Origin of the sequence: Streptomyces sp. (assembly GCF_036566765.1) — a bacterium.
In the GTDB taxonomy this organism is placed as follows: Bacteria; Actinomycetota; Actinomycetes; order Streptomycetales; family Streptomycetaceae; genus Streptomyces.
Window position 1 is genome coordinate 1 of the sequence record NZ_DATCVQ010000177.1, and the last position, 14,923, is coordinate 14,923.

The 14,923-nt window shown below is 70.3% G+C and carries 11 protein-coding genes; 3 read left to right on the forward strand and 8 right to left on the reverse strand.

The window, feature by feature from the left end:
* Positions 1-51: 51 nt before the first annotated feature.
* Positions 52-1,416 carry a glutamate decarboxylase gene (gad, locus tag VIU94_RS09785; RefSeq protein WP_331909706.1) on the reverse strand — a complete coding sequence of 455 codons (1,365 nt, stop codon included), beginning with the start codon at positions 1,414-1,416 and terminating at the stop codon, positions 52-54.
* Positions 1,417-1,597: 181 nt separating this feature from the next.
* A complete protein-coding gene (locus tag VIU94_RS09790; protein ID WP_331909708.1) occupies positions 1,598-2,827 on the reverse strand; it encodes a PP2C family protein-serine/threonine phosphatase in 1,230 nt (409 codons plus the stop codon).
* Positions 2,828-3,219: 392 nt separating this feature from the next.
* Here VIU94_RS09790 and VIU94_RS09795 point away from each other — a divergent pair, with 392 nt between their 5' ends.
* Together VIU94_RS09795 and VIU94_RS09800 are read left to right on the forward strand one after the other, a co-directional pair.
* Entirely contained in the window at positions 3,220-3,486 is a 267-nt protein-coding gene (locus VIU94_RS09795) for a hypothetical protein (RefSeq protein ID WP_331909710.1), read from the forward strand.
* A 109-nt stretch (positions 3,487-3,595) separates the two neighbouring features.
* Positions 3,596-4,840, forward strand: a complete 1,245-nt coding sequence (locus VIU94_RS09800; RefSeq protein WP_331909712.1) for a hypothetical protein — start codon at positions 3,596-3,598, stop codon at positions 4,838-4,840.
* Between the two features lie 368 nt (positions 4,841-5,208).
* Here the strand turns inward: VIU94_RS09800 and VIU94_RS09805 are convergent, their stop codons facing one another.
* From VIU94_RS09805 to VIU94_RS09830, 6 genes are all read right to left on the reverse strand, one after another.
* Positions 5,209-5,925, reverse strand: a complete 717-nt coding sequence (locus VIU94_RS09805) for a flavodoxin family protein (protein ID WP_414720920.1) — start codon at positions 5,923-5,925, stop codon at positions 5,209-5,211.
* Between the two features lie 241 nt (positions 5,926-6,166).
* Positions 6,167-9,223, reverse strand: a complete 3,057-nt coding sequence (locus tag VIU94_RS09810) for an alpha-mannosidase (protein ID WP_331909716.1) — start codon at positions 9,221-9,223, stop codon at positions 6,167-6,169.
* A gap of 67 nt (positions 9,224-9,290) precedes the next feature.
* Positions 9,291-10,592, reverse strand: a complete 1,302-nt coding sequence (locus tag VIU94_RS09815; RefSeq protein WP_331909717.1) for a glycoside hydrolase 5 family protein — start codon at positions 10,590-10,592, stop codon at positions 9,291-9,293.
* Positions 10,593-10,642: 50 nt separating this feature from the next.
* A complete protein-coding gene (locus VIU94_RS09820; RefSeq protein WP_331909719.1) occupies positions 10,643-11,488 on the reverse strand; it encodes a carbohydrate ABC transporter permease in 846 nt (281 codons plus the stop codon).
* Positions 11,489-11,490: 2 nt separating this feature from the next.
* Positions 11,491-12,363, reverse strand: coding sequence for a carbohydrate ABC transporter permease (locus VIU94_RS09825; RefSeq protein ID WP_331909721.1), 873 nt, complete (start codon positions 12,361-12,363; stop codon positions 11,491-11,493).
* 12 nt (positions 12,364-12,375) lie between these two features.
* Complete coding sequence (locus VIU94_RS09830) at positions 12,376-13,659, reverse strand: ABC transporter substrate-binding protein (RefSeq protein WP_331909723.1); 1,284 nt, start codon at positions 13,657-13,659, stop codon at positions 12,376-12,378.
* Positions 13,660-13,840: 181 nt separating this feature from the next.
* Here VIU94_RS09830 and VIU94_RS09835 point away from each other — a divergent pair, with 181 nt between their 5' ends.
* Positions 13,841-14,863, forward strand: coding sequence for a LacI family DNA-binding transcriptional regulator (locus VIU94_RS09835; protein ID WP_331909725.1), 1,023 nt, complete (start codon positions 13,841-13,843; stop codon positions 14,861-14,863).
* The last annotated feature ends 60 nt before the right edge of the window (positions 14,864-14,923 follow it).

Here is a 14,923-nt window from a genome sequence, read left to right on the forward strand (position 1 = left end):
GTCACCGCATCGTTCAGGTATCCGACAGGCGTGCACCCGGGGCGGAGCGCATCAGTAGCCGGTGCCGCGCTTGACCTGGGCCCGCTCGGTCCCATGGGTCGGACCCTTGTCGTCCAACGTGCGACACGCGTCGGCGATGTCCTGACTCAGGCGATCGATCTGCTCGCGGCTCAGGGTCTCCTTGACCAGGGCACGCATGATCTTCACCCGCTCCGCGTTGGGCGGGAGCGTGTACGCGGGCACCATCCAGCCCCGCTCCGCCGCGAGTTGCCAGGCGACGTCGGACTCGTCGTACGCGTGCTTGCCGGCGAGGCGGAAGGCGACCAGCGGCAGCTGCTCGAGGTCCCTCCCGATCACTTCGAAGCGGCCGCTGCTACGCAGGTTGTCCGCCAGCACGTGGGCGTTCTCCTGCATCATCTTCATGACGTATGTGTAGCCCTGGCGGCCGAGCCGGACGAAGTTGTAGTACTGCGCGAGCACCATCGACGCGCCGGTGGAGAAGTTCAGCGTGAACGTCGCGTCGGTCTTGCCCAAGTAGTTCTCCTGGAACACGAGATCCTTGGGCAGGTCGGACTCCTCGCGGAAGATCAGCCAGCCGATGCCGGGATAGACCAGGCCGTACTTGTGTCCCGAGACGTTGATCGAACGGACCTGCTCCAGCTGGAAGTCCCATTTCGAGTCCGGGTAGAGGAAGGGCCACACGAAGGCACCGCTGGCGCCATCGACGTGGATCGGGATGTCGAGGTCTCGCTCCTTGCGGATGTCCCGCAGGAGCTTGTCGATCCCGACGACGTCGTCCTTGTGGCCGGTGAACGTGGTACCGAGGACTGCGACGACGCCGATCGTGTTCTCGTCGAGGTGAGGTTCCACGTCTTCCGGGCCGATCGTGTACTTGTCCTCGGCAAGCGGCACGATCCGCGGCTCGACGTCGAAGTAGCGGCAGAACTTCTCCCACACGACATGGACGTCCCCGCCGAAGACCAGGTTCGGGCGGTCGACGGACAGATTGGCGGCCTGGCGGCGCGCCCGCCACTTCCACTTCAGCGACAGCGCACCGAGCATGATCGCCTCGGACGAGCCCTGGGTCCGGCATCCGGTGGTCCTGCCCGGCGCGTTGAAGAGGTCGGCGAGCATGCGCACGCACCGCTGCTCGATCTCGGCGGAGATCGGGTATTCCGCGTGGTCGATGAAATTGCGGTGGAGATTCTCGGCGATCAGCCGTTGCGCCTCCGGCTCCATCCACGTGGTGACAAACGTGGCGAGGTTGCGCTGCGGGTCACCCTCCATGGCGAGATCCACATCCACGAGCCTCATCGCATCCGTCGCGGACATGCCCTCCTCGGGGAAAGTCTCCGAGGGAGCGGGCACGGTCAAGAATCGGTTACCGAAAAGGGTCATGTCATCACTTTTGGTCATCTGCCGATTCAAACAGCGCCGGAGACCGCTTCTCAGACGGACACGCCGAGGCGGAGCAACGCAGGGCTCGTCCATGGACGTATCCGTGCACCGCCGCTACCAGCCGGCGGGCAGCAGCGTCTTGCCCGCCGGCGCCGCCGCGTCACATCGGGACTGCGCACCCGTCCTCCTACGGTGCGGATCACAGGCGGAGGACGACCAGCGCCGTGTCGTCGGTGGCGCCGTCGGGCGGGAGCAGGTCGGCGAGGAGGGCGTCGGCCAGGTCCTCCGGTCCCGCTCGTCCATGCCGGGTGAGGGAGGCGGCGAGGCGGCCCAGGCCGGTGTCGATGTCCTCCGTGCGGCGTTCGATCAGGCCGTCGGTGTACAGGACCAGGGTGGCGCCGTCGGTGAACGCCCTGCTGTCCTCCGGTCGGGGGACGTGCTCGGGGCGCGCGCCCAGTGGTGGATCGGTCGCCTGGTCGAGAAAGGTCACCGTGCCGTCGGGGTCGAGCAGGGCCGGTGGGGGATGGCCCGCGCTGCTGTACGTGATGGTGTGGGCGCCCCAGTCGATGAAGGTCTTCACCACAGTGGTCGACTCGGCCCCCTCGACACTGCGGGCGTACAGCCCGAGGGCTTCCAAAGCCCGGGCCGGACCATCGGCGACACGGGCGGCGGCGCTCAGCGCGCTGCGCAGCTGCCCCATGACGCAGGCCGCCTCCAGGCCGTGGCCGACGACGTCGCCGACGGCGACCGCGATGCGGTCACCGGGCAGGTCGACCAGGTCGTACCAGTCGCCGCACACGTTCAGGGCGCCGGCGGCGGGCTGGTAGCGGACGGCTACCGGGTGATGGCCGACCGGCGTGGGGGCGGGCAGCATCGCCGCCTGCAGGGCCAGGGCGACCTCACGGTCACGCGCCTGCGACTGGCGCAGGCGTTCGTTGATGTCCTGCAGTTCACGGGCGCGGGTGTAGAGCTCGGCCTCCAGAACGCTTGCGTGCACGCCTCCGCCCGGGCCGCCGCGGGCGCGGATGAGTTCGGTGACCTCCTCCACCCGGTGCACGATCAGCACCACGCTCCCGTCCGAGCCGAACACGGGTGCGTTGACCGGGCTCCAGAAGTGCTCCACCCAGCGGCCGGGCCGATCGGTGTCCTCGATGTCGTACCGCAACAGCGCCATGGTGTCGCGCTCGCCGGAGGCCACCACGCGCAGCATCGACTCCCGGGTCTCCCGCATGCCGGCCGCGGCCGGTTCGTCGGGGTGCTCGGGGAAGACGTCGAAGATGTAGCGGCCCACCAGCTGGTCGCGGCTGCGCCCCGCGAGCCGGAGGAAGTCCTCGTTGGCGTCCGCGTACAGCAGGTCGGGAGTGAGCAGAGCCACCATGCCGGGCAGCGCATGGAAGACCGCCCCGTAGTCGATCTGCGGATTCCTCATGTGCTGCCCGCCTCGGCGCCGACCTCGGTTACTGATGCCCCACGATAAGAGTGACGCGCCCCGGAACCGGGTCACCACTCCCGGCCGTCACGGGCGGCTTCCTCCTCTGGCTCGGGCGGCACTCCGCGGGCCGCCGCCGGGACCCGGGCCGAAAAGCACCCCGAAGGGACCCTCCGGCCGTCCCGGCGGCCAGGACACTGGAACGGGTACCGGTGCGGAGGCCCGGTGAGTGAGCGCCCTGCGGGGCCCGCGGGTCGAAGCGGCCCTCCGCCGGACCCGCGTCACCGGCTGTCGCGGGGGGTCGGGCTCGCCCCGATCCGGGAGGAGGTGACGACCGCCTCGCGCTATACCGGCGCCTCGCGCATCGCCTGCACGCCGCCGGCTATCGCGTCGTGCTTCCGCTCTTCGCCAACCGGCCCGAGGACGTCGAGCAGGCTTTCCAGCAGTACTACGAGGCGTCGGTCAGCGAGCCCACCGATCCAGACCTGCTGTTCGACCGCGAACGCGAGGTGATGGCCTATCAGCTCCTGGTGGAAGCCGAGATGGATGCCTTCGTCACCGCGTATTTCGCAGCCTTCCAGGGCGGCTCGGCCACCGACACCGCCATCATGAAGGCCCACGCCCGCCTCTACGGCTACCTGCAGGATCCGGCGATGTGAGAACTTTCAACCTCGGAGGATTTTGACCTCCACCCAGCCTCCGACACGCCCGCCCGCGTCACGCCCCGAACCACACCTCATTTGGGAAGAGCCACGTAAGGAGCCGGCCATGGACGACGAGATTCAGCTGATCAGGGACAGCGATGGCCTGGCGATCATCGGGAATCAAGCGACGGTCGAACGTTTCCTCCTCTCTGAGGGACTGCCGTCGAAGGGCCCCGGAACGCGCCGGCTCGGGTCCGCCCTCGGTGGCGCGGCAGGAATCGCGCAGACGGGTTCCAACATCGCTGCCGACTCGGGTCTCTGGCTGAAGGTGACCAAGGAGTCCGCGCAGCGCATCGACAAGGTCGGGCTGAGGAAAAGCGCGACGACGGGTCTGGAAACAGGCGTGCTGAAGGGGCCCAAGGGCCAGATCGACGGGTTCGTTGAGTTCGCGAAGGGGGCGGGACCGCTCAAGGGCAACCCGGCCCAGCTGGCCAACATCGCGACGGTCATGGCACAGCTGGCGATGCAACAGGCCATGGACGAGATCGCCGACTACCTCGCCACGATCGACGAGAAGGTGGACGACGTGCTCCGCGCCCAGGAGGACCAGGCGCTGGCGCGGATGATCGGGGTGGACTTCGTACTCAAGGAGGCCATCACCATCCGGGAGCAGGTGGGCAGGATTTCCGAGGTCACGTGGTCGAAGGTGCAGAACACATCCACGACGATCGCAGATACCCAGGCGTACGCGCTGCGCCAGCTCGACGCGCTCGCGGAGAAGACGGAGCGCAAGAGCAAGGTCGGTGACCTCGCCAAGGCGTCCAAGGAGATCGAGTCCAAGGCCCGGGAGTGGCTCGCCGTTCTGGCGCACTGCTTCCAGCTCCAGGACGCCTTTGCCGTGCTCGAACTCGACCGGGTGCGGGAGACGACTCCGCACGAGCTGGACCAGCACCGCCTCGGGCTTCGGGTCGCCCGGAAGAACCGGATGGATCTCATCTCGGAATGCACCGAACGTTTGGTGGCCAGGATGCACACGGCCGCCCGCACGGCCAACGCGAAGGTGCTGCTGCACCCGACCACGTCCCGCGAGGTGGTGCACGCGCGCAACCACGTCGAGGTCGCCGTCGTCGACTTCCATGGGCGGCTCGGGATCGAGCGCGGTCAGGAGTCGCTTGAGGCGCGGCGCTGGAAGGAGGCTGCCGTGGAGGTGAGGGACAAAGCGCTGGAGAAGGGTGCGGAGAACATCGACGCAGCCCGGCGTCTCGGCACCGAGACCCTCGGCCGGGCCAGGTCGGCGACCGGCAAGCTCTCCAGCGAAATCACCGAGCGAGCGCTCCGTCGGCGCCGCGGGAGCGACGAACAAGGCTGAGAGAGTGGCGACCGGCAGCCACATGCGCTCCTGCCGAACTGGACCAGCGAGCCGCCCGGGCCCCGACACACTCGACAGGCTTCATACGAGCTGTTCCGGCCCTGTCCGCGGCCACCCCACCTGAACTCCATGCCATGCAGGCGGACCGGGATCGACCTTCGCCTGTTCTCCGTGCCGGCCACCGGGGTATGGGCGGGTGCGCGGATCTTCAGTGCCGTGCACTGATGGTGCACGGGACGGAAGCTGTCGGCGCGGCCTCGCGGCAGGACGTCAGGCTGAGGCCGCCGTCGGCGCGGGCACTGCCGCGGGACGGACCTGCTTGATCCTGAGCCGACTTCCACCGGACCTCCGACCGTTCCGGCCCGCACTCAACGGTGTTCGGGGTTCTCGAAGTCGAACCGGCAGCCGGCGTCCCACTCGGAGCGCTGGTTTCCGTGGGCGGGGATGCCACCGGTGTCCTTGAGCATCCTCGCCAGGTGGAGCTGGTTCCAGGTCATGAAGGTCGCGTTGCGGTTCGTGAAGTCGTTGTCCGGCCCGCCGGAGCCGGGGTCGAGATACGACGGACCCGGGCCGGCCTCGCCGACCCAGCCCGCGTCCGCCTGCGGCGGAATGACGTATCCGAGGTGCTGGAGGCTGTAGAGGACGTTCATCGCGCAGTGCTTGGCGCCGTCCTCGTTGCCGGTGATCAGGCAGCCGCCCACACGACCGTAGTAGGCGTACTGGCCGCGCTCGTTGAGGATCGACGAGCAGGCGTACAGACGCTCGATCACCTTCTTCATGACCGAGGAGTTATCTCCCAGCCACACAGGCCCCGCTAGGGTCAGGATGTCGGCGGCCATCACCTGCGAGTAGATCACCGGCCACTCGTCCGTCTCCCACCCGTGCTCCGTCATGTCCGGCCAGACACCGGTCGCGATGTCGATGTCCACCGCCCTGAGCACCTCGACCTGCACGCCCTGGCGCTCCATGATCCCGGTGCTGATGTCGATCAGCCCCTGTGTATGGCTGCGCTCTGGGGAACGTTTCAGGGTGCAGTTGATCACCAGGGCGCGCAGGTCGGCGTACGACGTCGTTGAGTCCGGCACGGAATCCTCCTCCATACGCTCCGGGAGTCCGGATGTGAAGGCACCGGAGATCTCCCAGTACAGCCCACCAGGCCTTCGCCCCGGGCGCTCGCGGAGCTGGGCCGGTTGCCTGACAGCCCGCCCTCCGGTCCACCGGCCAGGGCTGTCTGCCCGCACTCGATTCCAGGTCGGGCGTAGCGCACCCGGGTTCCGCCCCGAACCTGCCCCGTGCGGCGGGCGCGCCGCCGCACGGGGCGCGGCATCACCCGACGGGACGCACGAACCGCAGTGTGCGCAGCTCGAACGGGCGCAGCCGCAGCGCCACGCCGCCGCCCCGCGCCGGCTCGGCCACCTCCTCGGTCTCCTCGGCGAGCGGCCGCTCCAGCAGGTCGCAGACCTGGACCCCCGCGTGCGCGAACGCGGGCGTCAGCCGGGCCGCGACCCGGCCGCCGTGCGCCTCGTACACCCGGACGACCACGTCGCCGCTGCCGTCGTCCGCGAGCTTGACCGCGCTGACCACCACGGCCGCATGGTCGACCGACACCAGCGGCTCCACCTCGGCGTCACCGGCGACCCGGCGCTCCGGCAGGTTGATCCGGTAGCCCTCGGCCACCGCGTCGCCGACCGTCGCGCCCGGCGCGAGGGCGTGCCGGAAGCGGTGCACGCCCTGGTCGGTGTGCGGGTCCGGGAAGCGCGGCGCGCGCAGCAGGGAGACGCGTACGGTGGTCGTCGTGCCGCCGTCGTCGGGCCGCACCGTCCGCGTGAGGTCGTGCCCGTACGTGGACGCGGTCACCAGGCCGACGCCCCAGCCGGGCTCCTCCAGGTGCACGAACCGGTGGTTGCACGCCTCGAACTTGGCGGCCTCCCAACTGGTGTTGGTGTGCGTCGGCCGGTACAGGTGGCCGAACTGAGTCTCGGCCGCATACCGGTCGGCGTGCAGGTCCAGCGGGAACGCGGCCTTCAGGAACTTCTCCGTCTCCTGCCAGTCGACCTCGGTGTCCAGGTCGAGCCGCCGCGCGCCGACGGCCAGCGTGAGCGTCTGCACCGCCCGCGACGCACCGAAGGACCGCGTCACCCGCACCGACACGGACTGCGGCGAGTCGACGGCCACCGCCACGTCGTCGGCGTCCGTCAGATCGGTGACGGTGTTCCGGTAGAACGCGTCGACGTCCCACGCGTCCCACATGTTCGGGAAGTCGGGGTGGACCTGCAGCAGGTTCGCCGCCCGTCCCGGCGCGACCGTCTCCCGCCCCGAGGCGAGGTCCCGCACCGAGACCACAAGACCCCGCCCGTCGACCTCGACCCGCAGCAGCCCGTTGCCCAGGACGAACCCGCCGCCCTCCCGGGGCCGTACCGCGCAGGCCTCGCCCCCCGGCTCCGCGCCGGCCGGCCGCGCGCCCCCGGCCGGCACCCCGGCCCGCGCGTGCGGGGCGGCGTTGAACACCACCTCGCCGCCCCCGGACCCGTCGCCGGCCAGTGCCCGCTGCGCCGCCTCGACGATCCCGGTGAGCTCCTCGGCGACCGCCGCGTACGTCCGCTCCGCCTCGCGGTGCACCCAGGCGATCGACGAACCGGGCAGGATGTCGTGGAACTGGTGCAGCAGCACCGTCTTCCAGATCCGGTCCAGCTGCTCGTACGGGTACGGGAACCCGGCCCGCACCGCGGCCGTCGCCGCCCACAGCTCGGCCTCCCGCAGCAGGTTCTCGCTCGCCCGGTTGCCCTGCTTGGTCCGCGCCTGGCTCGTCAGCGTCGCTCGGTGCAGCTCCAGATACAGCTCCCCGACCCACACCGGCGCGTCCGGGTACTCGGCCTCCGCACGGGCGAAGAACTCGGCCGGCCGCTCCCAGCGCACCCGCGCCGAGCCCTCCAGGTCCCGCAGCCGGGCCGCCTTCCCGATCATCTCGCGGGTGGTGCCGCCCCCGCCGTCGCCCCAGCCGGTCGGCGCGATCGAATGCCGCGCCCGCCCCTTGTCCTTGAAGTTGCGCACCGCGTGCGCGATCTCCCGGCCCTGCATCGAGCAGTTGTAGGTGTCGATCGGCGGGAAGTGGGTGAAGATCCGCGTCCCGTCGATGCCCTCCCACCAGAAGGTGTGGTGCGGGAAGCTGTTCACCTGGCTCCACGAGATCTTCTGGGTCAGCAGCCGGTGGGACCCCGCCGCCTTGATGATCTGCGGCAGCCCGCCCGCGAAGCCGAAGGTGTCCGGCAGCCACGCCTCGGTGTTCTCCACCCCGAACTCGTCCATGAAGAACCGCTTGCCGTGCACGAACTGACGGGCCATCGCCTCCGAGCCCGGCATGTTCGTGTCCGACTCCACCCACATCCCGCCCGCCGGCACGAACCGGCCCTCCGCGACGGCCTTCTTGACCCGCGCGTACACCTCCGGCCGGTGCTCCTTGATCCACGCGTACTGCTGCGCCTGCGACATCGTGTAGACGAAGTCCGGCTCCTCCTCCAGGAGCGCCGTCATGTTGGCGGTCGTGCGCGCCACCTTGCGGACCGTCTCGCGCAGCGGCCACAGCCAGGCCGAGTCGATATGGGCGTGGCCGACCGCGCTGATCCGGTGTGCCGACGGCTCGGCCGGCGTCGCCAGCACCCCGGCGAGCTCCGCCCGGGCCGCCGCGGCGGTGCCGTTGACGTCCTGGAGGTCGATCGCGTCCAGTGCCCGGTCGACCGCCCGCAGGACGTCCCAGCGGCGGGCGCCCTCCACCGGCAGCTCGGCCATCAGCTCGCCCAGCACCTCCAGATCCAGGACCAGCTGCCACACCGTCTCGTCGAAGACGGCCAGATCCATCCGCTCGAGGCGGTACTGCGGCTCGCTGCCCGCGGTCTCCTTCTCGCCCAGCTCCGTCGGCACGAACGGGTGGTAGTCCAGGACCACCGGGTTGGACGCGGCCTCCACATGCAGCAGCACCTCCTCGCCGCCGATCGCGGGCGAGGCCACCCGCACCCACTGGTTGCGCGGATGCAGCCCCTTCACCGGGCTGCCGTCGCCCCGGTACACCAGGCCCTCGCACTGGAAGCCGGGCATGTTCTTGTCGAAGCCCAGGTCGATCAGCGCCTCGACGGTCCGGCCCGCCCACGCGTCCGGCACGACGCCCGAGACCGTCAGCCAACTGGTGCCCCAGGGGGCGCCCCACCGGGCGCCGACGGAGATCGGCGTGCGCGGGGCGGCGATGCCCTCGGCGACGGGCACCGGTTCGTCCGGGGCGGTCCAGATCCCGACCTCCATCGGAACCGACTCGGGGTACACGGCGGGGCGGATGCGCTCCTCGAGGACGCGCTTGAGACGGGACTCGATCAGATTGCGGTCACTGTGCATGGCGGACGCTCCGTGGGACGAGGGCGGATGGAGGCGGGCGCAGGACGAAGGATTCAGGAGGAAGAATTCAGGAGGCGGATCGGGAAGCGGGAGGCGTAGATCGGCCGACTCCGGCCTCGTCGACCGTGACGAGCTCAGTGATACCCCGCGCGGCCAGATGCGCACGGTCCACGGCGCGCCCGGCGAGCACGGTCGTCGGCCGGACCCCGTCCGCCGCCAGCCGCATGAATGCCTCGAACACTGCTCCGCCGGGGCCGCACGCCGACCGCTCGGCCGCGTCGTCGGGCAGGTCGACGACGAGCGCGGTGGTCCGCGGGGCCGCGGACCGAAATCCCCCGGCGCGCGCCTCCGCGACGATGCGGGCGATCTCCCGCCCGGCGGGCTTCACCGTCCGGTCGTTGGCCAGCAGGCCCAGGGTGTACTCCAGTTCGGGGAAGTCGGCGAGTGCCCGGTCGACGTCGTGGGAGCACCACCAGGTCACGCCCCACACATCCGGGCAGTCGAGCGCCGCGGCGACCGTCGTCCGCGTGAAGGCGGCGGCCCGGTCCGCCGGGATGTGCGGCGCGGGCGCGCCGACCTCCTGCAGCCAGACCGGGCGGTGCGGGTCCTCGGCCCAGGCCTTCGACAGCTCGATCATGTACGCGGCGTGCTGCCCGGTCGCCGTGGAGTCCGAACCGTAGCGCTGGGCGGTGCCGTTGAAGACCCAGGAGTGCACGGCCGTCGCCGCGCCGAGGCGGGCCGCGTGCGCCGGGGTGAACGGGTGGTCGTCGGCGTACCAGGAGGCGTCGTACTCCGCGTGCAGATGCAGCCGCCCGGGCGCGCCCTGCTCGCAGGCGTCCAGCATCCGGCGCAGCCAGCGTTCGGCCTGGTCCGGGGTGATCCGGTCCGGGTCGGGGTGCGGGTCGCCGGAGAACTGGTTGATCTCGTTGCCCAGGGTCATGCCGAGGAAGGTCGGCCGGTCCGCGAGGGCCGAGGCGAGCGTGCGCAGATACGCGGCCTGGCCGTCGAGCACGTCCGGGTCGGTGAACATGTTCCGCCGGTGCCAGCTCACCGTCCACGACGGCTGGAAGTCGAAGCTGGACAGGTGGCCCTGCAGGCCGTCGACCGCGACGTCCAGGCCCCGTTCGGCGGCGGCGTCCGCGAGCTGCACCAGCTGTTCCACCGCGCGCGGCCGGATCAGCGCGCGGTTGGGCTGGAACAGCGGCCAGAGCGGGAAGACCCGGACGTGGTCGAGCCCGAGGGCGGCGATCGAGTCCAGGTCGGCGCGGACGTCGTCGAGGTCGAAGTCGAGCCAGTGGTGGAACCAGCCCCTGCTGGGCGTGTAGTTGACGCCGAAACGCGGGGCAGCGGCGTCGGTGGGAGCAGTCATGCGCGGCAGTGGGTCCTTTCCCGAGCCCGACGGCTCGTACGGTCCGGTGCTCATCCTTTGATCGCGCCCTCTTCGACGCCCTTGAAGAAGAACCGCTGGAGAGAGGCGAACACGATCACGATCGGCAGGAAGGCGATCATGGTGCCGGCGGCGATCAGCCGGGGATTGGCGCTGAACGTGCCGTTGAGGTACTGGAGTCCGACGGTGAGCGTGTAGCGGTCCGGGTCGCTCAGCACGATCAGCGGCCACAGGAAGTCGTCCCACGCACCGATGAACGTGAAGATCACGACCACGCTGAGCATGCCCCGGACGTTCGGCAGCCCCACGTGCACCAGCCGCTGCCACACGTTCGCGCCGTCGACAAGGGCGGCCGCGTCCAGGTCAGGCGGCACGGCCTGGAACGCCGTGTACATCAGCAGCACGTTCAGCATCGCGATCGCCCCGGGCAGCGCCACGCCGGTGAGCGTGTCGGTCAGGCCCAGGCTGCGGACGGTCACGTACTGCGAGACGATCGTGACCTCCCCGGGCAGCACCAGGGTGGCCAGGAACAGGCCGGTCACCAGCCGCACGCCGCGGAACCGCAGCTTGGACAGCGCGAAGCCGGCCAGGGTCGCGCCGACCGCGTTGCCGAACACCGCGACCGCGGCCACCGTGAGCGAGTTCGCCGCGTACGTCCACACCGGGATGGTCTCGGCGACCTTGGCGTAGTTGGAGAAGGTCAGGTCCTCGGGCAGGAACGCCGGGACGCGGGAGTACACGTCCTCGCCCGGGCCCTTGAGGGAGGTGGACAGCTGCCACAGGAACGGGCCGATGGTGAGCAGCAGCACCAGCACCAGGAGCAGATAGCGCGCCGCCTTCCCGGCCGGCGCGGGTGTGCCGAATCCCCGTGCGGGCATGGTCAGGCCGCCTTCCGGTTCAGCCGGGCCAGCAGCAGCATCGGCCCGATGGTGATGACGAAGAGCAGCAGGCTGAGGGCGGAGGCGTAGCCGATGTGACCGGTGAAGCCGCGGCTGTACATCTGGATCAACATCACCACGGACATGTCACGGCCGCCCGGGCCGCCGGTGCCGTTGGACAGCACGTACAGCTCGGAGAAGACGCGCAGCGCGGAGACCGAGATCAGCACGGAGATCAGCATCATCGCGGGCCGCACGCCGGGCAGCGTGACATGCCAGAACCGGCGGACGGCGGACGCGCCGTCGACGGCCGCGGCCTCGTGGAGTTCGCGGCCGACGTTCCCGAGGGCGGACAGGTAGATCACCATGTAGTAGCCGAGGCCTTTCCACACCGTCAGGGCGATCGCGCTGAACAGCAGCAGCCAGCGGTCGGTCAGGAAGGAGACCGGGCGGTCCGCGAGCCCGAGCTGCCCGAGCAGGCCGTTGACCAGACCCCGGTCGTCCAGCACCCAGCCCCAGATGAGGCCCACCACCACGGCGGAGGCGACGACCGGGGTGTAGAACGCGGTGCGGAAGAAGGTGATGCCGGGCAGCTTCTTCTCCACCAGCAGCGCCAGCAACAGCGGCAGCAGGGTGAGCAGCGGCAGACAGACCAGCAGATAGACGATGCTGTTGATCAGTGCGTCGGTCAACTGCTCGTCGGTGAGCGCGCGTTCGTAGTTCTCCAGGCCGGTGAAGCGCCCGCCGCCGAGGGGCTTGGCGTTGGTGAACGAGAGGATCACCGTGTTGACGGCGGGCCAGAGGTTGAACACGAGCAGCCAGACCACGGCCGGCCCGGCGAGCAGCCAGGGAGTGAACCAGCGCCGGTGGGTCATCCGTTCCGTCCCTCAGCCCTTGAGCAGAGCGTCGGCCCGCGACACAGCCGTGTCCAGGGCCTTACGGGACTCGGCCTGGCCGCTGATCGCCAGGGCGATCTGCTGGTTGACGACGGTGTTGATCGCGTCGTTGGCCTGCACCGGCTGCAGCATCTTCGCCGTGGCGAGCGAGGTGAACGCGGTGACCTTCGCGTCGCCGGCGTTGGTGCCGTCGCTCTTGCTGAAGAACGGGTCCGTGGCCGAGGCCTTCGTGGACGGGAAGATGCTCGTCAGGTGCGCGAACGCGGCCTGGTTCGGGGCGTTCGTCACCCAGCGGGCGAGCGCCACCGCGGCGGCGGCGTTATTCGTCGCCTTGGCGACCGACAGGCCCTGGACGTACAGCGGCGGCGTGCCCATCGCGGGGGAGGAGACGACCTTCGGAGCCAGGGTCGGGTTGTCGGTGACGATGCTGCCGATGTGGTTGGCGCCGCCGGTGGTCCAGGCGGCCGTGCCGGAGTTGAAGAGCTTGGCGTTCCCCGCGTACGTCTCGGTCAGCACGTCCTTGGGCAGCAGCCCCTCCTTGAAGGCGGCGCGGTACTTGTCGAGCAGCGCCGCGGCCTCGGGGGTGTTGAACGTGAAGCGGGTCCCGTCGTCGGACATCAGCTTCACCCCGGCGTTGGCGAAGTCCATCAGGCCCGGCTTGCGGCTCATCAGGTATGTCCCGCCGCCGGACTTCGCCTTGACCGTGCGCGCGGCCGTGATCAGTTCGTCCAGGTTCGTCGGGGGCTTCTTCGGGTCCAGGCCGAAGCGGGTGAGCAGCTCGGCGTTCCAGTAGTTGACGTCGGTGTTGAGGTACCAGGGGTACCCGTACGTGCCCTTCCGGCCACCGAAGCGGTACGCCTCCAGGCCACCCTGCACGTACTCCTCCGCCAGCTTCGGATCGGCGCCGGCGACGTCGAGCAGCATGTTCTGCTTGACCAGCGGCAGCGCGAAGTCCGGCGGCAGGTTGACGACGTCGGGCAGGGTGCCGCCGGCCGCCTGGCTGAGCACCTTCTCCGAGTATCCCTCGCCGGGCTGGTCGAGCCACTGGACCTCGACCCCGGGATGCTTCTTCTCGAAGGCGTCGATCACGCCCTCCATGTACGTGGTGAACTTCGGCTTCAGGGCCCAGGTCTGGATCGACACCTTGCCCTTCACCTCGCCGTCGACCGGCGAGCCCGCGCCGTCGGAGGCGCCCGGGTCGCCGAGGCCGCAGCCCGCCAGCGTCGCCGCCGCGACCGCCGCCAGGACCGGCCGTATCCAGAGTCTGCTGCGCATATGAGGTCTCCCGGTCTGCTCGGATCTGCTCGGATCTGCTCGGATCTGCGATGCGGATGTCGATTTCGGATCTGCGATGCGAAGGTGTGACGCGGAGCTACTAAACCGGTCTAGCGATGGGGGACTATGCTCCTGGCTAGACTTTCGTGTCAAGAAGGTGTGCGGACCTAAGGGGCGCTGCGTGGCCAGACCGACGATCGCCGACATCGCCCGCCAGGCAGGCGTGTCCAAGGGCGCGGTGTCCTTCGCGCTGAACGGACGGCCGGGCGTCAGCGAGACGACCCGCGCGCGGATCCTGCAGGTCGCGGAGGAGATGAACTGGCGCCCGCACAGCGCCGCCCGCGCCCTCGGCGGAGCCCGGGCCGGCGCGGTCGGCCTGGTCCTCGCCCGGCCCGCCCGCACCATCGGACTCGAGCCCTTCTTCAGCCAGTTGCTCTCCGGCCTCCAGGCCGGTCTGTCCGTGCGCGGCACCGCCCTGCAGCTGCTCGTCGTCGAGGACACCGCGGCCGAGATCGAGGTCTACCGCCGCTGGACCTCCGAGCACCGGGTGGACGGCTTCGTCCTCGTCGACCTCCAGGTCCGCGACCCGCGCATCCCCGTTCTGGAGGAGCTCGGCGTCCCCGCGCTCGTGATCGGCGGCCCCGGCCGGCACGGCGCCCTGCCCAGCGTCTGGGCCGACGACCGCGAGGCCATGGTCTCGATCGTCGACTACCTCGCCGCCCTGGGCCACCGCCACATCGCCCATCTCGCCGGACTGCCCGCCTTCCAGCACACCCAGCGCCGCATCCGCGCCGTACGGGACAGCGCCCGCCGGCTCGGGCTCACCGCCGTCTCGCTGCCCACCGACTTCAGCGACGCCGAGGGCGCCGCGGCCACCCGCGCGCTGCTCGCCCGCCCCGAGCGGCCGACCGCGATCATCTACGACAGCGACGTGATGGCCGTGGCCGGACTGGGCGTGGCCGCCGAGATGGGGGTGGCGGTACCGGGCGAGCTGTCCGTCGTCTCCTTCGACGACTCCGCGCTCGCCCGCATCGTCCACCCCTCGCTCACCGCCCTGTCCCGGGACACCTTCGCCCTCGGCGAGCAGGTCGCGCGGGCGCTCCTCGCGGTCGTGGACGATCCGGCCGCGGCGGGCGACACGAAGAACCCCACTCCCCGGCTCACCGTCCGGGAGAGCACTGCGCCACCGCCCTTGACCCGATGAACTAAAGCCGTTTAGCCTCGCGGGTCGTCGGGAGAGGCAGCTGTGCCTCGCCTCGTCGTA

Excerpts from the sequence above, each read along its gene's own strand:
- gad (WP_331909706.1), bottom strand. The coding sequence starts at position 1,416 with ATGACCAAAAGTGATGACATGACCCTTTTCGGTAACCGATTCTTGACC.
- VIU94_RS09790 (WP_331909708.1), bottom strand. The coding sequence starts at position 2,827 with ATGAGGAATCCGCAGATCGACTACGGGGCGGTCTTCCATGCGCTGCCC.
- VIU94_RS09800 (WP_331909712.1), top strand. The coding sequence starts at position 3,596 with ATGGACGACGAGATTCAGCTGATCAGGGACAGCGATGGCCTGGCGATC.
- VIU94_RS09810 (WP_331909716.1), bottom strand. The coding sequence starts at position 9,223 with ATGCACAGTGACCGCAATCTGATCGAGTCCCGTCTCAAGCGCGTCCTC.
- VIU94_RS09815 (WP_331909717.1), bottom strand. The coding sequence starts at position 10,592 with ATGACTGCTCCCACCGACGCCGCTGCCCCGCGTTTCGGCGTCAACTAC.
- VIU94_RS09820 (WP_331909719.1), bottom strand. The coding sequence starts at position 11,488 with ATGCCCGCACGGGGATTCGGCACACCCGCGCCGGCCGGGAAGGCGGCG.
- VIU94_RS09825 (WP_331909721.1), bottom strand. The coding sequence starts at position 12,363 with ATGACCCACCGGCGCTGGTTCACTCCCTGGCTGCTCGCCGGGCCGGCC.
- VIU94_RS09830 (WP_331909723.1), bottom strand. The coding sequence starts at position 13,659 with ATGCGCAGCAGACTCTGGATACGGCCGGTCCTGGCGGCGGTCGCGGCG.